The organism is Marinicella meishanensis (assembly GCF_019931145.1).
GTDB lineage: Bacteria > Pseudomonadota > Gammaproteobacteria > Xanthomonadales > Marinicellaceae > Marinicella > Marinicella meishanensis.
Genome location: NZ_JAIOUV010000004.1, coordinates 440,594 through 462,436, shown reverse-complemented (window position 1 = coordinate 462,436; position 21,843 = coordinate 440,594). Strand labels below are relative to the sequence as shown.

Genomic DNA, 21,843 nt, shown 5'->3' with positions numbered 1-21,843 from the left:
TTATCCCTCTGAGAATTGATGTTAATTGGAGGTTGGGCATGCCTGGTAAGAGCCGATGGAAAAATCAGTCCGTTGCGGACACATGTCAACCGTTCACCCATTAATTCGAAAATGCACAAAAAAACCTGACAGGTGAAACTGTTTTTTTGCGGATTTATCGGTACGGGGTTGTGTTCAATACAATTGATAGACCCAGGTGAGGATGCCGGACAGCATCAACCACATGATGATGGTCAGGGGGATGCCGACTTTGACGAAGTCGATGAATTTGTAGCCGCCGGCATTCATCACCAGCAGGTTGGTTTTGTAGGCCATCGGTGTGGCGAAACTGAGGTTGGCGCCAAACAACACGCCGAGCACGAAGGGCTCCACCGGCATGCCCAAGCGTTGCGCGATGCTGACCGCAATCGGGGTGCCGATCACAGCCGCGGCGTTGTTTGATAACACATTGGTCATCACCGCCATGAAAAAGATCAAAATGGCCAACAGGATGCCCGGCGGCATGCCGTGGGTGGAGACCACGAACAGGTCGGCCAGGTAGTCAGCGGCGCCGGTGATAATCAAGGCCGTGCCGAGGGCCAAAGACACCACAATGATCAGGATCACCTGGGCGCTCAAAGCATGGGTGGCATCGCGCCAGCGCAAACAGCCGGTGGCGATCAACACAAAACAGCCGGCTGCGGCACTGGTGGCAATTGGCAAAATACCAAAGGCGGCCAGACCCACCACCACCATCATCACGGTCAGGGCGATGGGCGCTTTGGCGGTGTGTGGCAGCTCTTCACCACCGTCCAGCACCAACAACGAACCGGATCTTTTCACATCCAGGATGGCTTGGTTGGTGCCTTGCACCAGCAGCACATCGCCGGCTTTGAAGATCAGGTCTTCGATGCCTTTGCTGGAAGCCACGGTTTCTTTGCCTTGAGAGTGCACGGCCAACAGGGTCAAGCCATATTTGCTGTGTAAGCGGGCGTCGCCCACCCGCACCCGGTCCAACAAGGAACCACTGGTCACCACCAGTTCGGCGATTGATTGGTCACCGGCGTCCAAGGGATTGGATTCATCGACCACCCCTTCGCCGGTGTACAAAGAGCCGCCCAACTCAGTGGCGAAATCACGCAGTTTATCGGCGGTGTCTTCCACCAACAGGCGATCACCGGCTTTGATTTTGACGTCTGGCAGGGTGGCGATTGACAGGTTGTCGCCGCGCACCACGCGGTGGATGTGCACCTTGCCATCGGTCAGCTCCCGAATCGCCAGGATGGTTTGGTTGACCGCCACGCTGTCTTCGTGAATTTTCACCTCGGCGGCAAAGATGCGCGGTGAGGTATCGGCCATCGGTGGTTGGCGGTCAGGCAAAATTTTGGGCGCGATCAACCACAGGTACATGATGGCCACGATGCCGGTCAGCACCACCGGTAAGGTGAAATCAAACATGCCGAATTTGGGCACACCCAGGTCTTCGGCCACCTTGACCACCAACAGGTTGGTCGAGGTGCCGATGGTGGTGGCCATGCCACCGAGCAAGGTGGCCAGGCCCATGGGCATCAAGGTGCCGGCGGAGGGTTGGCCGGTTTTCATCGACACACTGATTAATACGGGCAACAGCAACACCACAATCGGGGTGTTGTTGACAAAGGCGCTGAGCACCGCGCCGGTGATCAGGGTGAACAACAGCGACAAAGAGGGGCTGATTTTCCACATTTTGGCCAACAGCCGGCCGATGGGTTCCATGGCGCCGGTGCGCACCAGGGCTTGTCCGGCAATCATCAAGGCACAGACCGCAATCAGCGCTTCATTGCCAAAGCCCAAGAAGAATTCTTTGACCGCAAACTCCGCACCATCTGGGGTGGTGTATGGGTACAAGTGGAAGCCCACGGCCAACACGATCAACACAAACAGGCTGGAGGTTTCCAGCGGAATTCGGTCGCGCGTGAACAGGAACAAGGCCAACACGGTCAACACCAACACCGCGATGGCGTGGGGTTGTGGGGAGTTGATGATCAGGTCGGATCCCATCGGTCTGTTGGCTCAATAATCAGGTCTTAAAAGTCTACCAAATCCACCAGAAAAAGGGGTAAATATCGGTCGACGTGGCGCGCTTAACTGTGGTCACAACCACACCGCTGAAGTGCCGCTTTGTGGTGCCATAATGGTGTTTCAGAGTAATTTAAGGTACTTTGGTGCTGCCAGGTGATGCTTTTGCTGTCGTCACACACAGACATACACGGCCGCAGTAAGCTGGTTTGATTTGTGGTGGCTGTGATGGGTAAAAGGTGGCTGATGATGGGACTGTGTGTGGGATGTTGGATGGCCAGTGCAGCACCGCCCCAAGGCTTAGACGGTCACCAATTTGAGGGCACCCTCAAGGCCCGCAACACCTGGTTGCGAGTCGGCGTCAAAGGCCGCATCCTTTTTCAACAAGGCCAATTTTCCTGCCAAGCCCTGGATGAACCGCAGTCAGGGCCGCAGGCGGCTTATCAAACTCAACGAGTGGGAAACTTGCTGCATTTTCGGGTGACGGTACCGGCCGCCGCAACTGGCTTGAATCAGGTGCAGTGGCAGGGAACTTTTGACGGATAACAATTACACACCGTGTCGGCCTTGTGGCTGCGCCAGAATGCCGATTTCATCCATGATTTGTTGTTGCCGGAGCGGGTGATTTTTGATTTCATACCCGATCCGCCACCGGTGCAGACGGTGATGTCTGTGCATCGGTGGTAGCGGTGTGGTCAGCTGTGGTCCTTTTTTGTTGCCAAATGTATCCATGCATTTAAACTGAGGTCTGAATCGGGTATATTGGTGGCTCGATGTTTGACTGCCGCCTGGGATGAAATATTACACGCCGTTGATTCCATTCTCTTTGGGGATCTTGTTGCTGTTGCAACTGCCGATCTTTGCGGATTTGGTGTGGGCCAATGGCATCCTGCAGTTGTTGGTGTTCATTGCCCTGGCCTCATTGCCGGCCTTGCGCACTGGGCGCATGAGCTATGTCGATTTGGCCTGGCCTTGGGGGCTGGTGTTGTTGGGTTTGATCACCTTGATCAATTGCCCCCAACTGAACCTCCGGGTGTGGTTGATCTCAACCCTCTATATCCTGATGGGCTTGCGCATGGGCTTGGGCGCCATCAAATTGTGGCAAGCGGGTTATCTGAACAGTGAACTGCCCCGTTATCAATACCAACGCCGGCGCTGGCGGCGCAAAGGCAAGCACAAAACCCCCTTGGCCATGCAAGTGGAGATCATCCTTCAGGGCTTGGCCAACGTTTCATTTTTGGCCATCCCGGCGTTTGTCATGGCCGTCGATCCGGCCCCTTCAATCGCCATCATGACCTGGCTGGGTTTGCTGTTGTGGATCGCTGCGTACACCATGGAATCGGTGGCTGACATGCAAAAACTCAACTTCTTGCGCGAGATGAGAAAAGCCGGCACCCCCAATCAAGTGTGCAATGTGGGTCTGTGGGCCTACAGCCGCCACCCCAATTATTTCGCAGAATGGATGGCTTGGAATGCCTTGATCATCATGGCCGTTCCATCTTGGTATTACCTGCTTTCCAGTCAGCCGGTGGTGTTGTGGCTGACCCTGGGGGTGGCTTTGGTGTTGGTTTCTTACATCATGTATTCCACCTTGGTGTATTACACCGGCGCGGTCCCTGCTGAATATTATTCGGTGAAAAAACGGCCCCAATACGAGACCTATCAAAAACACACCAACCGCTTTTTTCCCGGGACCAAAAAGTAAGCCAAGCGCCCTGGAATTGCCCATCAATTTGATTTCCATCAACCCACTGGCTGTCCAGTTGCGGCATAATCATTGATTTCACCAACACTGATTCAGGTTTTGAGCGGTATGGCACTGTGGCAAGCAATGGCGGGTTTGGGGTTGTTTCTGTTTGGCATGAAACAGCTGGAGGCCGCCCTGAAATTACTGGCTGGACCGCGGTTCAACCATTGGATCGTGCGTTCCACCAACCAACCCCTGCGTTCGGTCGCCACCGGTATAATGGCCACCGCCATGGTGCAAAGCAGTTCTTTGGTGGGGCTGATCACTTTGGCTTTTGTCGGTGCCGGCATCATGCCTTTGGTCAATGGCATTGGGGTGGTGTTGGGCTCCAATTTGGGCACCACATTCACGGGCTGGATGGTTGCCACCTTGGGTTTCAAGGTGGACATGTCGTTGTTGGTTTACCCCTTGTTGGGCTTGGGCGGCCTGGGCTATGGCCTGCTCAAAGGCCGCAGCCAGTCGGTGGCCTTGGCGGTGCTGGGTTTGGCTTTGCTGTTGTTGGGCCTGGGCTTCATGAAGGACAGTGCCACGGCCTTTTCAGATCAGTTGAGCCTGGGGGTGTTGCAAGGCCACCCGTTGATCGTGTACTTGTTGTTTGGGGTGGTGGTCACGGCCATCATCCAGAGCAGTTCGGTGATGATGATGTTGGCGCTGGCCGCCTTGTATGCAGACCTGTTGACCTTACCCGCAGCGGCGGCAGTGGTGATCGGGGCGGATTTGGGCACCACCAGCACGGTGCTGTTGGGGGGCTTGCAAGGGGCCGCCGCCAAACGCCGCCTGGCCTATGCCCATGTGGTGTTCAATTTGGTGGTCGATGCCCTGGCATTTGTCTCGATTCATGGCATTTTGTGGGTGATAGCGCAGTTGCAGATCAATGACCCGCTGTTGGGATTGGTGGCCTTCCACAGCTTTTTTAACCTGCTCGGTTTGCTGTTGTTTATACCCTTCATCCATGCGTTCAGCCGCTGGTTGGAACGGCGGGTGAAGAACAAAAAACCCGAGCAAATCAGTGCCTACATCAATGCCGTGCCGGTCTCAGTGACCGAAGCGGCGATGCAGGCCTTGTCGCTGGAGACCCACCGTTTGTTGGCTTTGGTGCTGTACTTCAACATGCGCCTGTTGGGCATCAAACACCAACACATTACCCCCAATGACTTGCCTGAGGCCTTTCGCAAACTCAATGACCTGGCATACTACACCGCCTTGAAACGGTTGGAAGGACAACTCATCGGCTATGCTTTGCAGGTGCAAAAATTCAGCCAGGATCGGCCCGACAAGGCCCCGGTGTTGTCCGATTTGGCCCACCAGATTGACCACCACATGCAAGCCATTCGGGCCGCCATTTATGCCGCCAAATCGATCAAAGACATCCAGGGCAACATCCAGGAATTTCAACTCAATTCAGCACCCAGCACCCAAGCCTATTTTGCGCAAATCATGGCTTTCACGGGCCAACACTACCAAACCTTGGCCGCCATGATGGCCACCGATGGGGCCATCTTGCGTGAAGACTTGAACACCCTCAAAGACCATGCCAACAACGCCCGCCGCCAATTCCGGTCGCAAATTCATCAGCACATGGGCAGCACCGATGATGATGCCTTGGTGTTGTCCACCTTATTGAACGTCAACAAAGAGGTGTACAACTCGAAAAGTGCTTTGATCAAAGCTTTGCATGAAGTCAGCCACTATGCCACCGAAGGCTGATGCAGTGGGCGATCAGTAATTGCCAATCAAACATTGGATCAAAGCATCGATGTCTTCGGCTTCCAAATTGGCATTCAGGGTGATGCGCAGGCGGCATTGGTTTTTTGGGACGGTGGGTGGGCGAATGGCTGAGGCGATGATGCCACACTCTTTCAAGTAGGCCGATTTTTCCAGGGCTGCTTGTTCGGTTTTCAGCATGATCGGCTGGATCGGGGATTCGTTGAAGTGCGCTTGATCGGCCAGGCCATATTGTTCGCAGCCTTGTTGAAACTGGTAGATCAGCTCGAGAATTTTTTCCCGCCGCCAGGGCTCTTGTTGGATGATCTCCAGGGCTTTGAGGGTGGCGGCCACCACCGGCACCGGCAAGGCGGTGTTGTATTTATAAGTGCGGGCCTTTTGGATGATGGTCTCGACCAAGGTATCCGAGGCCGCCACATAGGCCCCGGCGGTGCCAAAAGCTTTGCCAAAGGTCCCCGACAGGATCGGCACTTCGGTGTCGCTGAGGACCATGGTGTCCAACACCCCACGGCCTCGCTCACCCAACACGCCCACGCCGTGACAATCGTCGACCCACAACAGCGCATTGTAGGTGTGGGCCGAGAGGGCCGCAGAAAATAAATCGTGGCTGTCCCCATCCATGCTGAACACCCCTTCGGTGACCCACAATTTGAATTTTTTGATGTCCTCACTCAACAAGGCTTCGGCTTTGTCGTTGTTCAAATGCGGGTAGCGTTTCAACTCGGCCCCGGTGATTTGTGCGGCATCGATCAGTGAGGCATGGTTGAGTCGATCCTGGATGAACCAGTCTTTGCGTTTGAGCAAGGCTTGCGCCACACCGAGGTTGGCCAGGTAGCCGGCGGAGAACAACACCACCCGGGGGTAGCCCAAAAACTGGGCCATGGCAAATTCCAACTCTTGATGGATCGAAGTGTAACCCGACATCAGTGGCGAGCCGGTGGCACCAAAGCCAAACTTGCTGGCCGCATCTTGTGCCGCCAGGATGACTGCTGGGTGGTTGGCCAGGCCCAAATAATCGTTGCTGTTGAAATTGAGCATCTGGCGGCCGTCGATGGCGACGTAGCGGCCAGCCTGCGAGGTCCGGGTCATGCGTTCGCGGAACAAATGATCGGCTTTCAGTTGGTCCAGTTGTTGTTCAAAATTCATGCCATGAGGCTCGGTTCAACGGTTTGGTGATTCATTATAGCGGTTTACCGAAGGCAATGGCAGGTGCTTAAATCATTGCCCATGCTGGAAACAGATCATGGGTTCATGTCATAAACCGATACGATTTGACAACCAGGCACATGGCCGTCATGCGCAAATTCAGACAACAGGTGTTGTTGAATTTGTTGGACGGTGGCCAAATCTTTGATCAGGCCATTGCGGCCCAGGTGTTGGTTGACCATGGTGTTGTCGTTGCCCCAATTGGTCAGCAAAGAAACGTCAAACTGGCCGTCGATTAAATCAAAACCCAGAAACTGCGGATGGTTGGGTTCATGTTGTTCCAGCTTGATCCCCACCAAATCGCCTTCACCGATGATTTGCAACAGTTGTATGGCAAAGCCGTGATCGGTGATCAAATGCAGCATGCAATTTTCGTTGACCACATGGGCCCATTCCGTGGGGGTGTTGGGGGTGTGAAACAAGGCGCATCTGAGCATGCCATCGATTGATTCAAAAGCATCCAAGGTCAACCCCCGCCAGGCCACATAAGCCGCCCAGCCTTCACTGTGGGGACCAAAGGATTCAACGATGCTGAAATACACCGGTTAATGCTGTTTGGGCATCGGCTCAATGCCCAGCTTTTTGAACAAGGCCAGGTCTTGGTTTTCTTCCGGGTTGGCGGTGGTGAGCAGCTTTTCACCGTAAAAAATGGAATTGGCGCCAGCGAAAAAGCACATGGCTTGCACCGCCTCGGACATGTCATTGCGGCCGGCTGACAAACGCACCATGGAACGCGGCATCATGATGCGGGCCACCGCGATGGTGCGCACAAAGTCGAGCTCGTCAATTTTTTCGATGCCATGCAGGGGCGTGCCTTTGACCTGCACCAGCGCATTGATTGGCACACTGCCGGGGTGTTGTTCGAGGTTGGCCAAGGCCATCAACATGCCACCACGGTCACGCTCGGACTCACCCATGCCAACGATGCCTCCGGAACAGACATTGATGCCGGATTGTTGCACGTTTTTCAGGGTGTCCATGCGCATTTCGAATTTGCGGGTGGTGATGATTTGGTCGTAGTATTCCTCTGACGTGTCGATGTTGTGGTTGTAGTAATCCAAGCCAGCGGCCGACAGTTTGTTGGATTGTTCTGGCGACAACATGCCCAAGGTCAAGCAGGTTTCCATGCCCAGGGCTTTGACCCCTTGCACCATTTCGATGACTTGATCCAGATCGCGGTCTTTGGGGCTGCGCCAAGCGGCGCCCATGCAAAATCGGGTGGCGCCTTGTTGTTTGGCCAGGCTGGCTTGTTCCAGCACGGTGTCCACGGCCATCAAGGGTTCGGCCTCCACTTCGGTGTCATAGCGCACCGATTGTGGGCAGTAGTTACAGTCTTCAGGACAGGCGCCGGTTTTGATGCTCAACAAGGTGCTGATTTGCACGTGATTGGGGTTGAAGTGTTGGCGATGAATTTGTTGCGCTTGGAACAACAAATCATTGAATGGCTGGGCAAACAGCTGTTCCACTTCTTCGATGGTCCAATCATGGCGGATGGCGGCGAGGTCAGTCATGCGGTGGTGTTGAAAAATTCAAAACCCGAAGTATGCGACACCGGCACTGACTGAGTCAATGCCTGTGTCGGTTTTTACCCTGCAAGCTGAAATCAGGGTGACCTTCATTCAAAATCATCGGCAAAGATCAAATCGGTGGGCATCACGGCGTTGTTGCTGTCCAGTGACCGGAGGTAAGCCAACAAGTCGGCAAAATCTCCACCAGACAGGTTCAAGGCGTTGCGGTGCGGCGCGGCCATGGCCCAGTCATCGGTGGTGGACACGATCACTTCGTCAATCGAGATTTCTTGGTTGCCGCTGTAGGCGAAGCTGATGGTGTTGCTGGTGCCGGCATTGAGGCTGATGCCTTCCAAGCGGTGCGGCTGCCAATCCAGGCGGATGTTGCTGGGTGGCAAGCTCAGGGTGTGGTTGCTGCCATTGACGGTGACGGTCAGGTCAACGGTGATGATGTCAGAGCCGGTGGCCCTGATTTCCAACGCCCCGGTGCCGCCGCTGCCACCATCCACCTGGCCCAAGGTCATGGTGCCCGGCAGGCGCACGAATTCGCCATGGGAACTGGAATCCTGGTTGTATTGAATGAAATCGGGGATCGAGGCACCACCGGACAAAGCCGCGGTTTCGGCCTGATATATGTGGCCGCCGGTGACGGTGAACACATCGCCCAGTGTGGGCGCTGAACCGTCATGGAAATAAGGCGCCGTCTCCCACACCCCCAACAAGGTTGGGGTGTCGATGCCTAACAAGGGGCCGTCCAGTCGTTGGCCGGAACTGTCTCGCAAGGTGCCCACATCATGCAACAGGGCATTGCTGCCCAAGCGGGAATCGGTGAATTCGCTGTTGGGCAGGTGGCAAGAACCACAACCTGACGCCAGGAACACCGCGGCGCCGTTGGCGGCTGCTGGGGTCAAATCACCGGCGAAGTCGCGATAGGGACTGGCCGGTAAGCTCAGTCGATCCAAGGACGTGACGTAGGCGCTGAGTTGGTCCAACTCCACCGCGGTCAACGCGTTGGGTGCCCCCAACGGGTCATTGGGATTTTGACCGGCAGGCAAGAAGCCGGTACCACCAAAATGGTTCACCATGTCCAGCACAAAATCCTGTATTTCGTCGAAGTTGGCAGACCAATGGACATTGCCGTGGCCGACCCCGCGCCGGCCGCGCAGGTCGGTGGTGTTGCGGAAACCTTCGCCGCGTTGGGTGAAGTCCCAAGTGCGGCCATCATGGGAACCATCGAGGTGACAGCTGGCACAAGAAATGTAGCCCTCAAAACTCATGTCATTCTGTCCCACTGGGTTGTTGCCGGCAAAGTAAAAATGGGTTTTGCCGGCCAGCACATCAGCGGGCAGCGACTCAAAACCCACGGTGCCCACGGTGTTCTCATTGAACTGCAAGGTGCCGTTGTTGAAAAAGCCTTGCAGATCAAAGCTGGTCAAATCCCGCGACATGAAGTTTTTGACCCACAGCTTTTGGCGCACGGGGTCGTATAAACTGGCTTGTGGCGCGGCGCCGGTGGCGGCCCGCCACACGCTGCTTTGGGCGACGTTGTCGCGCACCGCAAAATCATCAAAAGCCGCCACGGTGTCATTGCCTTGCAAGGTCACAAACACATAATCGCCGGTGGCATTGAAGGTGATGGAAGACGGCGAATCGGCGTTGTCCACATCCAAGCGGGAAGGGGTGCCGTTGAATCCAAAGAACTCGGGCTCACGTGGGGGTGAGGCGTTCAAATCAATCCGACCCAACACCGCGCGCAAGGTGCTGTCGTGGGAAGCGGCCATGTTTAACTCGGTCGCCTGTTGGAAAAACAGGCCGCGGAAGGTGTCGGCTTTGATGCCGGCAAACCACAGCCAGTCGTGTTCGGGGCTGATGGTCAGGTCGGTGATGTAATTGGGCACCCCGGGGCCATCGCTGCCGCCGGAATCCAGACCGCTGAGGCCGCGATCACGCATCAGGTAGATGCTGGGATTCAGACTCATGTTGCTGGTGTTGATGTGCCACACCACGGCGTGGTTATCGCGGGCCATGAACTCTGCCACAAACAGTTGCGAACCATCACCGGTGAGGGCCATGGCTTTGGGCAAGGGACCGACTTCCACCCGGTCCATCTCTTGGCGGGTGTTGGCGTTGAATTGAATCACCTGGCCGTTGCTTGGGTCCGTGGCGCCGCGGCTGCCGGTGGTCACATACATGAATTGTTGGTCATAGGAACTGAGCACCGCCTGGGGTCTGGAGCCATAACCCAGGTTGATGGTGTCGACCAATTGTCCGGCCGGTGAGATCACCACCAGTTGGTCACCGTCGCGGTCGGTGACCCAGGCATTGTGGTTGCCATCCAGCGCCACTGCAGTGGGGTGCGCTGGGATCGATGATCCGGTCAGCACATTGAGGTTGAATTCAGCCTGTAAAGTTTCGGTGGCACTGTTCACGATGGACACCGAGCCGTTGTCAGGATTGACGGCCCACAGTCGTTGGTTGCTGCCATCCAGCGCCAGCATGGAACTGCTTTGCGGTGGGTTGTCCAACACCGAGACAATCACGGTCTGGGTGAGGGTTTGGGTCACCACCGAGGAGGTGCCATTGGGTTTGATGTCGCGGACCTGGAGTTTGACATTGTAATGGCCGGTTTCACTGAACGCGTGGTTGACCTGGGCGCTGCTGGTCCAGTCAGTGGCTGGTGATCCGTCACCAAAAACAAAGCGGTATTCCACCGGATCGGCCTCCGGATCGGTGGCGTTGGCGCTGAAGTTCACGCCCAAACCCGGGAACGTGGGACTGGCGCTGGAGGTGAATGATTGGATGCTCGGTGCGGCGTTGGTGCCACTGACCGCGCCACCGGTGGCAAAGCTGAAGGCATAGCCTTCGATGCCATTACCGGCCGCGTCTTTGATGCCGCCAGCGGGGATGATCACTTCATAGGTGGTGTCCTCCGCTAAGTACACTTTGGGGGTGATGGTCAGCACGCCATCGTGGGAGAAGGAATGCCACACATCAAGCGGCTGCCCCCCCACGGGCCGCACGATCAAGGATTCGCCGTTGACGATGGTGAACGACTCCAGCTCCTCGGCTATCACCAAGCTGATGGGTGCGCCGGTGGGGTAATTGCTTTGTCCATCTCGGGGGATGTGGTGGCCCACATAAGGTCCCTGGGTGTCGGGTTGGCTGTCGTGACACCAAACCCCGATGGCGTCGCGTCCGGCCGCTGAATAACCACCTGAAATCAGCAGGTTGCCCAGCGGCAACAGGTATTGGCTGGTGTCGATTTGTCCCGCCACGCTGCCCGGAGGGCGGTTGTTGCCCACTTCGTCAAACTCATGCACGATTTCAAAGGTTTCCATGTTGATTTTGTGGCGGCGGGCAAAGATGAACTCGTCTTGGGTTTGCACATAAGGCACATTGGTGCCGGCGTTCAGGTCATCATTGCCGCGCAAGTCAAAGGTCTGGACCAAGCGCATGTCGGTGGGGTCACTGATGTCCACCACTTGTAAGATGTCACGGTCACTGCCGCCAGCCAAGACCAAGTAATCTTGCCAAATGGCGCCCAAATAGCCACCCACCAAACCATTCAAGCGATCGACCAAAGCCGGATCCTCTGGTGGGTCGTTGAACACCGGACTGATGTCGTACACCGCGATGCCGCGCATGGTGGCATCGGAAGTGATGAACAACAAATTGCCCAACAAGATGGAATTGCCGGCGATGCCGTGATCCCCCAATGGCTCCCACTCGGCCAACAACTCCTCGGCACGATACAAGCGGGCGGTCGCTGGGGTCGGGCCATATTGCAACCAATTGAACGGCACCGACCAAGGATAGAAAATGCGGATGGAGCCACTGTCCGGTGCGGCCTGTTGGTCTTGCCAATCAACCCAATCAGGCGGTTCTGGGGCATCCATCAAATTCACCCCCACGCCGACCCGTTGGTAGGCGGCACGCCAGTGACTGGAGGCATAATCGCCAATTTTGAAATGACCGTGGTTGCCTTGATTGGCCAAGGATACCAGGCCGGTATCGGCATTCAGAAAAAAGCTGCTGGGGTCGTTGGTGTCGCTGAATAAAAATTCCCTGACATCACCACCGGCGACGTTGTTGGTGTAGATGTGGCCATTGTGATAGACGATGTTGGTGATGCGTTCCAGACCAGCTTGGCGAAAGAACAGTTGACCTGGGGTACAGGCCTGATTGGGGAAGGCGGCGGGCACCGGTGGGATCTGCGCCCAGCTGGTGCAGCTGACCAACAACAAGGTGAGGAAGCTGATGAGGCGAAGGTTCATGTCGGGTCTCCGTGGCATGCTGGTTGGTTAAGGGCTTTCAAAGCCGGTGAGAAAAATGACGTCGTCCGGTGCGCTGGTGGGCCCGGTGATTTTCAGCAGGCCAGACCACGCCACGGCATACAGTTCACCGGCCTCGTCCTCACCCATGCTGGTCACCGCAAAACCGCCAATCAATTCGCCCATGTTGTGGACTTCCCAACCTTGGGTGGTTTGTCTGGCGGCAAAAAAATCACCGTCACACCAGTCGGTGAACAGGTACCAGCCAGTGAGGCCGCCATACTCAACCCCGCGGTATCGGTAGCCACCCACCGCGGTGCAGTAATTGCTGCCGGGTTGGTCGTGTTCCAAGGCTGCGAATGGCAGCTCATTGGGACCATTGATGTCGCAACCACCGACCCCAGAAAAATCGCCGCCCTCAAAGCAGGGCCAGCCAAAGTTTTCCCCACCATTGCTGGTGGCGGCCACGTGATTGAACTCTTCCCAGGTGTCCTCACCGACATCGCCAATGAACAGATCGCCGGTGACCCGGTCAAAAGAAAAGCGCCATGGATTGCGCAGGCCGCTGACCCACACTTCATCGGCCCCGGTCACACCCACATACGGGTTGTCAGGTGGGATGGCGTAGTTGCGTTGGGTGTCGCCGGGGAAGTCGTCGCCGTCCACATCAATGCGCAGCATTTTGCCCAACAAGCTGTCGAGGTCTTGCGAGGCCATGGGGTCGCCACTGCCATCACCGGAACTGATGTACAAGTAGCCATCCAATGGCCCGAAATTCAAATCACCGCCATTGTGTGCCCCGAATGGTTGTGCGAAAGTCAGGATGATGAGGCCCGAGGCAGGATCGGCGATGTTGGGGTCGCCGGCTGACACCGAGTACCGCTCAATCACGGTGTCGCCATTGAGGTCGGTGTAATTCACATAAAAATAACCGTTGCTGGCATAGTTGGGGTGAAAGGCCAGGCCCAGCAACCCCCGCTCACCGCCAGAAGTGATGCTGCTGCTGATGTCCAAAAATGCGGTCGGCAAATGCACCCCGCCGTCGACCACTTTGATCTGTCCGCCTTGTTGGGTCACGAACAAGCGGTCACTGCCATCGCCGGCATGGGTCACACTGATGGGGCCGGTGAAGCCGCCAGCGACGTCTTCGGTGTCCAGAAAAGCTGGTTGGGCCCACAAGACTGGGGTGGTGATCAAACAGACCACAAATAAATATTTTTTCATTTCTCACCTCTGATTCATGTTTTTTATGATCACACCCTTCACCCGACACGTTTGTGACGCGGTGCCAAGAGTCTAGAGAGGGCCAAGCAAAAGTTCCAGCAGCAATGTCATGAACGGCATTTTTTTTGGGGCCAACGGCAGTCAAATGACCCCATGGTCACGAAATCTTCATCGGCGCGTTGTCCCATCAACTGCTCAGTTCTGTTAGAATCATGGCCAATTCAAACCCCAGTGTCATATGCCCGTTCATGAAATCAAGCACCCCTTGGTGCAACACAAAATTGGCTTGTTGCGTCAACAAGACATCAGCGTGCAAAAGTTCCGCCAAGTGGTGGCAGAGATCGGTGCCTTGTTGACCTATGAGGCGACCCGGGACTTGCCCACCAGTCACCAAACCATCGACACCTGGGCCGGTCAAACAGAAGTCAAAAAGGTCAGCCAAAACCACCTGTCAGTGGTGCCCATATTGCGGGCTGGACTGGGCATGCTGGATGGGGTGTTGCAGTTGTTGCCAGGGGCCGGTGTTTCGGTGGTGGGTTTTGCCCGCAATGAAGAGACGTTGGAGGCCGAAGCCTATTATGAAAAGCTGGTCAGTGACATCAAAGACCGCGAAGTCATCGTGGTGGACCCGATGTTGGCCACCGGCGGCACCTTGGATGCCACTTTGGACTTGTTGAAACAAGCCGGCTGCAAGCGCATCAAAGGCATATTTCTGGTGGCCGCCCCCGAAGGTTTGGCCCGCATTGAAGCGCGCCATCCAGAGGTCGAAGTGTATGTGGCAGCCATTGATGACCACCTCAATGATCAAGGTTACATTCTGCCGGGATTGGGTGATGCCGGCGACAAAATTTTTGGCACCCTCTGAGCCGCCTTGCAACGCCGTCAAGTTTTCCACACCATGATCTCCTTGGCCTTGCTCAAAGTGTTGTTGGGGCCGGTGTTGTTGATCCAAGGCTGGTGGGTGCGGAAGCACACCCCCATATTGCCAGAGCCAGTCAAACAAAATTCTGGCAAACACGGCCAAGGCCAGGCCTTGAGTCTGATGTTGTTGGGCGACTCATCAGCGGCCGGTGTGGGTGCCCCCACTGCTGAACAGTCGCTGTTGGGACAACTGCTGCAACGCTTGTCCACAGACCATTGTGTGAACTATCAGCTGCGGGCTGCCACGGGCAACACCACCGCCGATGTGTTGACCGAGTTGGCCCAACAACCAGCCGAACATTGTGATGTGGTGGTCACCGCGTTGGGCGTCAATGACGTCACCAGCCAAGTCTCGTTGGGTCGTTGGCGGCGCCAACAATTGGCTTTGATTGACTTGATTCAACACCGATTCTCACCGCGTTTGATCATCATGTCGGGGTTGCCGCCGGTGCGTGAGTTTCCGGCGTTGTTGTGGCCATTGAATGCCTATTTGGGGGCTTGTGCCGACGCCAAGAATGAGCTGTTACAAGCGATGTTGGCAGCGCAGGATGGCGTGCATTTTTTGAGTTTGCGGGGCTACCCTGAATCAGCCCAGGCCGCCACCGATGGTTTTCATCCGGGACCTGAGGTGTATGAAATTTGGTCTGAAGACATCGTTAAGGTCATCAAAAACAACCGGTCTGGGTGATATAATCGCCGCATGATCAACCAACTGCTGAATCAACAAACCATCGCGCAAATCGAGCAACTGGCGCAATCCTTTGCCGCGGCCAAGCCATTCGGCCATGTGGTGATCGATGATTTTTTTGCGCCTGAATTTTGTCAGCAGTTGTTGGATCAATTTCCCGACTTCAGTGAACGGGATGCCATTGATGAGAACCAAACGGTGGGCAAGAAAGCCGTGGTCGAGCGGGTCAGCCAAATCGGTCCGGCCTACCGGGCCTTGGATCAACTGGTGCAAAGTGAAGACTTTTTGCAAGCCATTGGCCACATCACCGGCATTGATGACCTGCTGTATGATCCGCATTACATCGGTGGCGGTACCCACAACAACCTGCATGCCCAGGAACTGGATCCGCATGTGGACTTCACCCACCATCCCATCACCAGTGACCACCGCCGTCTCAATTTGATTGTGTACCTGAACCATGAGTGGGAAGCGTCTTGGGGCGGTAACATTGAATTTCATCAAGACCCCCGGTTACCGGCGGCCGAAGATCGGGTGATCAGCGTCAGACCGCTGTTCAATCGCGCGGTGATCTTTGAGACCCACAACCATTCATGGCATGGCTTTCCGCCGATTCAGTTGCCAGCGGATAAACAGCACCTGACCCGCAAATCTTTTGCTTTGTATTATTACACCAAAAAGCGACCGGCTGGCATCGAGCCACATTCAACCATTTATGTCGAACGCCCTTTGGATCAGCAATTCCAAGCCGGGCACACCTTGAGCGCGGCCGATGCCGCGGCCTTGCACACCGCTGTTGATCGCCGCGACCAACACCTGGCGCGTCTGTATGCCACCATCACCGACCAAACCAAACAAATCAGCCAATTGCGCGCTGAAGTGTCAACCCTGAAGTTTTTGCAAGGTGGCCCCAGCAAACAAGAAAAAGATTTGTTGCGGAAAATGGAGCTGTTGAGCTTTGATGAAACGCGGCTGTTGAATCGCATCCAAGAACTGGAAAACTCCACCTCCTGGCGCATCACCGCGCCGCTTCGCCAACTCAAACGCTGGCTCAAGCGCTGAGCGAATTATTCTGAATCGATGCGGCCATAGGTTTGGGGTTCGCCCCAACCAATCAGCTGCAATTGATTGACCTGGCCGTTGTCATCGACATCAAAGGTCATTTTGACTTTGGCCAAATTCAATGTGAAGGTGTGGTCGCCCACATGGGTCATGGCGTACCTGGGTTGTTTGGGCGCCACCATGAACAAGCGGTCATTTTTTCGTTCAATGCGCAGGGTTTTGTCCGAGTTCTGATGTCGATATTGGCCCAGGTATGGGTCCAGTTGACTGGCTTCAATGGGCACCGGGAAGTCATGTTGGCGCATGGGGGCGTCGGGATTCATCAGGTGCGCCACGATGTCTTCTACGTCGTTGTTGCTGCTGTTGGTGATGCCCGCCACCACCCGTTGGTTTTTGGGATCTATCATCAGCATGGAACGGAAGCCACCGGTCCCGCCGTTGTGCCAAATAATGCCGCCCTGACCGAAGTGCCAGCCCAGTCCCACTTGCAGCTGGCCTTGTTCGTAATGAACCGCTGTGGCCAGATCCATGGCGGCTTGCAGCGGTGATTCGGTGGCCGACAAATGGGCCACCCCATAGGCCAACAAATCGCGGATGTCACTGCGGATCGATCCGGCACCGGCCAGTGCCGCAAAATTCCAAGCCTGGCTGGCTCGGTTGCCATTGTGCCCTTGGGCCAAATGGGCCTCAGGCACCGCATCCAGGGTCATGTAAGTGTGTTGTAAGCCCAAGGGTTTAAGAATTTGATCGCTGACCAATTGGTTGTACGGGGTGTTTTGCATCACCGCCAAAGATTCACCCAACAGGCCTGCGCCAAAATTGGAATAAGCATATTGGGTGCCGGCTGCTTGGGGTTGGGCCATGCTGACCCCTTTGAGTAATTGGGCCCGGTCGTATTGGGCATAGGGGTCGGTTCCAAACGCCATCAAGTTGCCCGGGATGCGCGGCAGGCCTGAGGTGTGGGTGGCCAATTGTTTGAAGGTGATGGCTTGTTGTTGTGCATCGACCAACTGTAACGGCGCTGGCCAGTGGTCTTGCACAGCGGCATCCAGGGACAGGTCATGCTGTTCGGCTTGAATGGCCAACAGCAAGGCGGTGAAGGTTTTGCTGATGGAGCCAATCTCATAGACCGTCTCGGTGGTGGCCGCGATTTGTTGGGCGGGGTCCTGCCAGCCAGCGGTGTGAAAAACCGACTGGCCATGTTCATAAACGCCGATCACAATGGATGGGTTGAGTCCGTGTTGAACCCTGAGGTTGATTTGTTCCTGAACATTGGCCGGAATCTCGGCCTGGACCGCACTGGCCATCAGCCAGCCCAAAAGCAAGGTTTTCTTCATGGTGATTACTTGTTTGATGAATGCATTCATTGTACCGCTTGACGGGTGCCAAGCCCATGGGCAGCAGGTCATGATTGTGCCCCACAGGGCGTAACAGATCCGCCCTGCCAGACCAGACAATCGTGACCAACAGCACTATAATTTCACCGCTTGACGCTTACAATGATTGTCTTTTCGATTAAATCATTGGAGCGTATATTATGAAGAGCAAATTTTTCACTGTGGTGGCCTTGTTGGGATCTTCCTTGGTGGTCCAAGCTGAAGACATGACCCTGGACACGGTGCTGGAAGGCTACATTGAAGCCAAAGGCGGCATGGAAGTGATCAACAGCATGAAAACCATGCGCACTTCCGGCAAAATGACCATGGGTCCGATGGAAGCCCCGTTTGCCTTCACCTACAAAGCACCGAATAAAATTCACACCACTTTCGAGATTCAAGGCATGAAAGGCATTCAAGCCTATGACGGTGAGATGGGCTGGCAAGTGATGCCGTTCATGGGCAAGCCCGATGCCGTGGAGCTGTCTGAAGATGAGTTGAAACAAGTCAAAGACCAGGCCGATGTGGAAGGTCCTTTGGTTAATCACAAAGAAAAAGGCATTGAGCTGGAATTGGTTGGCAACACCGAAATTGAAGGCACCCCAGTGATTGAAGTGAAAGCCACCAAGCCCAATGGCGACGTGGTTCACGTGTTTTTGGATGAAGAGTACATGATCGAAGTCATGACCCGTTCGAAAATGAAAATGATGGGTCAGGAAGTGGAAGCCGAGACCTATTTCAGTGACTACAAAGAAGTCGGTGAAAACAACGTACCAGTGGCGCATTCTATGGCTGTTAAGATGAACGGCCAGGTGGTGCAAAACCTGACTTTTGATACGGTTGAAGTGAACGTTGATGTGGAAGACTCGCTGTTCGACATGCCTGAAAAAGCCGCAGCCGACGCGACTGAAACCACTGAATAATCTGGGGTCAAGCACATGCAGATCAAAACTTTATGCTTAATCGCAGGCAGCCTGTTGCCTGCGACTTTGTTGGCCAAACCGGTCAAAGTAGACTCCTATACTTTTGGCGGCCTCCAGGCCCGGGCCATCGGTCCAGCGGTGATGAGTGGTCGCATTTCGGCCTTGGACGCGACCCACGAAGACACCCCGGTGATCTACGTCGGCACGGCCAGTGGCGGGTTGTGGAAATCAAAAGATGGCGGGGTGGGCTTTGAACCCATCTTCGACGATCACAACCAATCCATTGGTGCGGTGAAAGTCGATCCCAGTAACAACGAAACCATTTGGGTGGGTACCGGAGAATCTTGGGTGCGCAACACGGTTTCGGTCGGTGACGGGGTTTACCTGACCACCGATGGTGGCGAGAATTGGCAACACTTGGGTTTGGAAAAAACCGAACGCATTGCCGCCATTGAAGTGAGTAACCAGTCCAGTGACACGGTGTTTGTCTGTGCCACCGGTGCTTTGTGGAATGATGCCAAAGAACGCGGGGTGTACCGCACCACCGATGCCGGTAAAACCTGGGAACAGGTGTTGTACCTGAACCAATCAACCGGGTGTTCTGATTTGGTCATTGACCCCAACAACCCGAACATCGTTTATGCCGGTATGTGGGAATTCCGCCGCTATCCCGATTACTTCACTTCGGGTGGTGAAGGCAGTGGCCTGTACCGTTCGGTTGATGGTGGTGACAGTTGGCAGGAATTGACCAATGGCTTGCCGGCCGATGACAAAGGCCGCATTGCCTTGGCCGTTGCCAACTCACAAAGCACCACGATCTATGCCACGGTTGAAGCCGAAGAAACCGCGTTGTACCGATCTGATGACATGGGCAAAAGCTGGCAACGCAAATCCGATTCTGGCATGGTGCAAATGCGTCCCTTTTACTTCGGTGAGTTGAAAGTTGACCCCACCGATCCAGAACGGGTTTACAAGCCCAGCTTCATCACCGTGACCAGCACCGATGGTGGGGAAACCTTCACCTCCATGTTTGGCGGTGGCTTCAACATCCCCATCCATCCCGATCACCACGCGCTGTGGATCAATGACACCAACCCCAATCAATTGGTGCTGGGCACCGATGGCGGGGTCTACATCAGTTACAACAAAGGTGGTAACTGGCGCATGGTGGGTACTTTGCCGGTGAGTCAGTTTTACCACGTGTCACATGATGACCAGTGGCCATATCACGTCTATGGTGGTTTGCAAGACAATGGGTCTTGGGAGGGTCCTTCGCGGGCACCCGGTGGCATCAAACCGGGAGATTGGAATTCCATCGGCATGGGAGATGGTTTTTGGGCCTTCGTTGACAAACAAGACCACAACACCATTTACTCTGAGTACCAAGGTGGTAAGTTGCTGCGTTTGAACCGCAACATCGGTGAGCTGAAAAACATCCCACCGGTGGCTTCAGGTGACGAAGAACAATTGCGCTTCAACTGGAACACACCATTGTTGGTCAGTGAGGCCAACATCGGCACCATTTATTATGGCTCTCAATACCTGCACAAGTCGACCGATCGCGGTGAGTCCTGGCAAACCATTTCGCCTGATTTGACCACCGATGATCCGAAACGCCAACGTCAAGCCACCACCGGTGGCATCACCATCGACAATTCAACTGCCGAGAACAACGCCACCATTTACACCATTGCCGAGTCCATGTTGGATCCGCAGTTGTTGTGGGTCGGGTCAGATGATGGCTTGATTCATGTCTCGAAAAATGGCGGTGACAGCTGGCAAAATGTCGGTAAAAACATCAAAGGTGTGCCCAAAGGCACCTGGGTGTCGCGGGTCACCACCAGTCCGCATCAGGCCGGTTCCGCGTTTGTGACGTTTGACGGGCACCGCACCGGTGACATGAAAACCTACACCTACCGCACCGATGATTATGGCCAAAACTGGGTCAAGCTGGGGGCCGATGATTTGGGCTATGCCTGGGTTTTGAAACAAGATCCGGTGAACCCAGAGCTGTTGTTCTTGGGCACCGAATTCGGTTTGTACATCAGTCTGGATGCCGGTGACAGCTGGGCCCGTTTCAAAGAAAACTTGCCCAAAGTGGCGGTGCATGATTTGGTCATTCACCCGACCGAACACGACGTGATCTTGGGCACCCACGGCCGCGGTGTGTACATCATTGATGACATTTCTCCCTTGCGGGCCCTGACCGCAGAAAAACTGGCCGAAAATGTGGTCATGTTGCCTTCGCGCCCAGCGGTGATGGTTGAAGGCGGTGCTTTGCAAAGCTTTTCCGGTGGTGATGATTTCATTGGTGCCAATCCGTCTGAAGTGGCGGTGATCACCTATTACCTGAAAAAACGCCACATGTTTGGTGACATGAAAATCAACATCCTGGATGACAACGACCAAGTGATCACCACGTTGGTGGCAGGCAAACGCCGCGGCATCAATCGGGTGGATTGGCCAATGCGCTTGAAAGCCCCGAAATTCCCACCGTCGACTTCATTGGTGCCCGGATTCCTGGGCCCCAGGGTGGCCGAAGGCACTTACAAAGTGGAGTTGATCAAAGGCAAGAAGAAGTACTATTCAACCGTCGATCTGGTGCCCGATCCCCGTTCTTTGCACACCAGCGAAGACCGTCAGGCACAACAACAGCTGTCGATGAAATTGTACGACGCCATCAATGACCTGACCTTCCAGTTGAGTCAATTGAAAGACGTGGTGGAGCAATTGGATGAGAAGACCGACCTCTCGTCTTCAGTGCAAAAGAAAGCCGAGCGATTTGAGGCGGCCTACAAAGACCTCAATGCCAAGTTCACGGCCACCAAAAAAGGCCTGATCACCGGAGAGTCGAAGTTGCGCGAGCAGCTGGGCACGCTGTTTGGCAATGTGGTTGGATACAACGGCAAACCCAGCCAAACCCAGTACCAAACAGCCGATCGTCTGATTGGCGAAGTGGCCGACGCTTTGCAAGAAAGCCAAGCCGTACTGGACAAACAGTTGCCGGGTTTGAACAAGTCTTTGGGTGAAGAGGATGCCATCAAATTGATGGACCGCGCCACCTGGGATGAAAAGAACGGCATGGGCCTGGCCACACCACCGGTTAACAAAGCCTGGTTGGTCAATGGCATGCACATCCACCATTGATGTTGGCT

16 protein-coding genes are annotated in these 21,843 nt (G+C 55.2%); 9 read left to right on the top strand and 7 right to left on the bottom strand.

Annotation, left to right across the window (positions count from 1 at the left end; translation table 11 throughout):
• Positions 1-174: 174 nt before the first annotated feature.
• Positions 175-2,019, bottom strand: a complete 1,845-nt coding sequence (locus K7G70_RS09395; protein WP_223788370.1) for an SLC13 family permease — start codon at positions 2,017-2,019, stop codon at positions 175-177.
• Between the two features lie 291 nt (positions 2,020-2,310).
• On the opposite strand from K7G70_RS09395, the gene K7G70_RS09390 reads away from it, so the two are divergent.
• The 4 genes from K7G70_RS09390 to K7G70_RS09380 all read left to right on the top strand — a co-directional run bounded on the left by K7G70_RS09390 (position 2,311) and on the right by K7G70_RS09380 (position 5,491).
• Positions 2,311-2,583, top strand: a complete 273-nt coding sequence (locus tag K7G70_RS09390) for a hypothetical protein (protein ID WP_223788369.1) — start codon at positions 2,311-2,313, stop codon at positions 2,581-2,583.
• A gap of 12 nt (positions 2,584-2,595) precedes the next feature.
• Positions 2,596-2,724 (top strand): hypothetical protein, encoded by a 129-nt coding sequence (locus K7G70_RS17920; protein WP_255589932.1) that lies wholly within the window; start codon positions 2,596-2,598, stop codon positions 2,722-2,724.
• Positions 2,725-2,830: 106 nt separating this feature from the next.
• Positions 2,831-3,742 (top strand): DUF1295 domain-containing protein, encoded by a 912-nt coding sequence (locus tag K7G70_RS09385; RefSeq protein WP_223788368.1) that lies wholly within the window; start codon positions 2,831-2,833, stop codon positions 3,740-3,742.
• A 108-nt stretch (positions 3,743-3,850) separates the two neighbouring features.
• On the top strand, positions 3,851-5,491 hold the full coding sequence (locus K7G70_RS09380) for a Na/Pi cotransporter family protein (protein ID WP_348525073.1): 1,641 nt from the start codon (positions 3,851-3,853) through the stop codon (positions 5,489-5,491).
• A 12-nt stretch (positions 5,492-5,503) separates the two neighbouring features.
• On the opposite strand, the gene K7G70_RS09375 is transcribed toward K7G70_RS09380, so the two are convergent.
• The 5 genes from K7G70_RS09375 to K7G70_RS09355 form a co-directional block, all read right to left on the bottom strand.
• Positions 5,504-6,655 (bottom strand): aminotransferase class I/II-fold pyridoxal phosphate-dependent enzyme, encoded by a 1,152-nt coding sequence (locus tag K7G70_RS09375; protein WP_223788367.1) that lies wholly within the window; start codon positions 6,653-6,655, stop codon positions 5,504-5,506.
• Positions 6,656-6,750: 95 nt separating this feature from the next.
• A complete protein-coding gene (locus K7G70_RS09370; protein WP_223788366.1) occupies positions 6,751-7,257 on the bottom strand; it encodes a hypothetical protein in 507 nt (168 codons plus the stop codon).
• A 3-nt stretch (positions 7,258-7,260) separates the two neighbouring features.
• On the bottom strand, positions 7,261-8,226 hold the full coding sequence (gene bioB / locus K7G70_RS09365; RefSeq protein ID WP_223788365.1) for a biotin synthase BioB: 966 nt from the start codon (positions 8,224-8,226) through the stop codon (positions 7,261-7,263).
• A 104-nt stretch (positions 8,227-8,330) separates the two neighbouring features.
• Entirely contained in the window at positions 8,331-12,497 is a 4,167-nt protein-coding gene (locus K7G70_RS09360) for an Ig-like domain-containing protein (protein ID WP_223788364.1), read from the bottom strand.
• Positions 12,498-12,524: 27 nt separating this feature from the next.
• Positions 12,525-13,718 carry a PQQ-dependent sugar dehydrogenase gene (locus tag K7G70_RS09355; RefSeq protein ID WP_223788363.1) on the bottom strand — a complete coding sequence of 398 codons (1,194 nt, stop codon included), beginning with the start codon at positions 13,716-13,718 and terminating at the stop codon, positions 12,525-12,527.
• Positions 13,719-13,956: 238 nt separating this feature from the next.
• Here K7G70_RS09355 and upp point away from each other — a divergent pair, with 238 nt between their 5' ends.
• Genes upp through K7G70_RS09340 form a run of 3 tightly spaced genes read left to right on the top strand, consistent with a single transcriptional unit; the run spans position 13,957 to position 16,389 of the window.
• Entirely contained in the window at positions 13,957-14,583 is a 627-nt protein-coding gene (gene upp, locus K7G70_RS09350; protein WP_223788362.1) for a uracil phosphoribosyltransferase, read from the top strand.
• 6 nt (positions 14,584-14,589) lie between these two features.
• Positions 14,590-15,327 carry an SGNH/GDSL hydrolase family protein gene (locus K7G70_RS09345; RefSeq protein WP_223788361.1) on the top strand — a complete coding sequence of 246 codons (738 nt, stop codon included), beginning with the start codon at positions 14,590-14,592 and terminating at the stop codon, positions 15,325-15,327.
• Positions 15,328-15,339: 12 nt separating this feature from the next.
• Complete coding sequence (locus K7G70_RS09340; protein ID WP_223788360.1) at positions 15,340-16,389, top strand: 2OG-Fe(II) oxygenase; 1,050 nt, start codon at positions 15,340-15,342, stop codon at positions 16,387-16,389.
• A gap of 5 nt (positions 16,390-16,394) precedes the next feature.
• Here the strand turns inward: K7G70_RS09340 and K7G70_RS09335 are convergent, their stop codons facing one another.
• The gene (locus tag K7G70_RS09335) at positions 16,395-17,726 is read right to left on the bottom strand and encodes a serine hydrolase (RefSeq protein ID WP_223788359.1); all 1,332 of its coding nucleotides are present in this window, start codon (positions 17,724-17,726) and stop codon (positions 16,395-16,397) included.
• Between the two features lie 200 nt (positions 17,727-17,926).
• Here K7G70_RS09335 and K7G70_RS09330 point away from each other — a divergent pair, with 200 nt between their 5' ends.
• Both K7G70_RS09330 and K7G70_RS09325 read left to right on the top strand, forming a co-directional pair.
• Complete coding sequence (locus tag K7G70_RS09330) at positions 17,927-18,688, top strand: hypothetical protein (protein ID WP_223788358.1); 762 nt, start codon at positions 17,927-17,929, stop codon at positions 18,686-18,688.
• A 15-nt stretch (positions 18,689-18,703) separates the two neighbouring features.
• Positions 18,704-21,835, top strand: a complete 3,132-nt coding sequence (locus K7G70_RS09325) for a VPS10 domain-containing protein (RefSeq protein WP_223788357.1) — start codon at positions 18,704-18,706, stop codon at positions 21,833-21,835.
• Positions 21,836-21,843 lie beyond the last annotated feature (8 nt).

Bases quoted from the DNA above. Each gene is read 5' to 3' on its own strand.
- K7G70_RS09335 (WP_223788359.1), bottom strand. From the start codon at position 17,726: ATGAAGAAAACCTTGCTTTTGGGCTGGCTGATGGCCAGTGCGGTCCAG.
- K7G70_RS09340 (WP_223788360.1), top strand. From the start codon at position 15,340: ATGATCAACCAACTGCTGAATCAACAAACCATCGCGCAAATCGAGCAA.
- K7G70_RS09395 (WP_223788370.1), bottom strand. From the start codon at position 2,019: ATGGGATCCGACCTGATCATCAACTCCCCACAACCCCACGCCATCGCG.
- upp (WP_223788362.1), top strand. From the start codon at position 13,957: ATGCCCGTTCATGAAATCAAGCACCCCTTGGTGCAACACAAAATTGGC.
- bioB (WP_223788365.1), bottom strand. From the start codon at position 8,226: ATGACTGACCTCGCCGCCATCCGCCATGATTGGACCATCGAAGAAGTG.
- K7G70_RS09380 (WP_348525073.1), top strand. From the start codon at position 3,851: ATGGCACTGTGGCAAGCAATGGCGGGTTTGGGGTTGTTTCTGTTTGGC.
- K7G70_RS09330 (WP_223788358.1), top strand. From the start codon at position 17,927: ATGAAGAGCAAATTTTTCACTGTGGTGGCCTTGTTGGGATCTTCCTTG.
- K7G70_RS09390 (WP_223788369.1), top strand. From the start codon at position 2,311: ATGGCCAGTGCAGCACCGCCCCAAGGCTTAGACGGTCACCAATTTGAG.
- K7G70_RS09375 (WP_223788367.1), bottom strand. From the start codon at position 6,655: ATGAATTTTGAACAACAACTGGACCAACTGAAAGCCGATCATTTGTTC.
- K7G70_RS09355 (WP_223788363.1), bottom strand. From the start codon at position 13,718: ATGAAAAAATATTTATTTGTGGTCTGTTTGATCACCACCCCAGTCTTG.
- K7G70_RS09385 (WP_223788368.1), top strand. From the start codon at position 2,831: ATGAAATATTACACGCCGTTGATTCCATTCTCTTTGGGGATCTTGTTG.
- K7G70_RS09360 (WP_223788364.1), bottom strand. From the start codon at position 12,497: ATGAACCTTCGCCTCATCAGCTTCCTCACCTTGTTGTTGGTCAGCTGC.
- K7G70_RS09325 (WP_223788357.1), top strand. From the start codon at position 18,704: ATGCAGATCAAAACTTTATGCTTAATCGCAGGCAGCCTGTTGCCTGCG.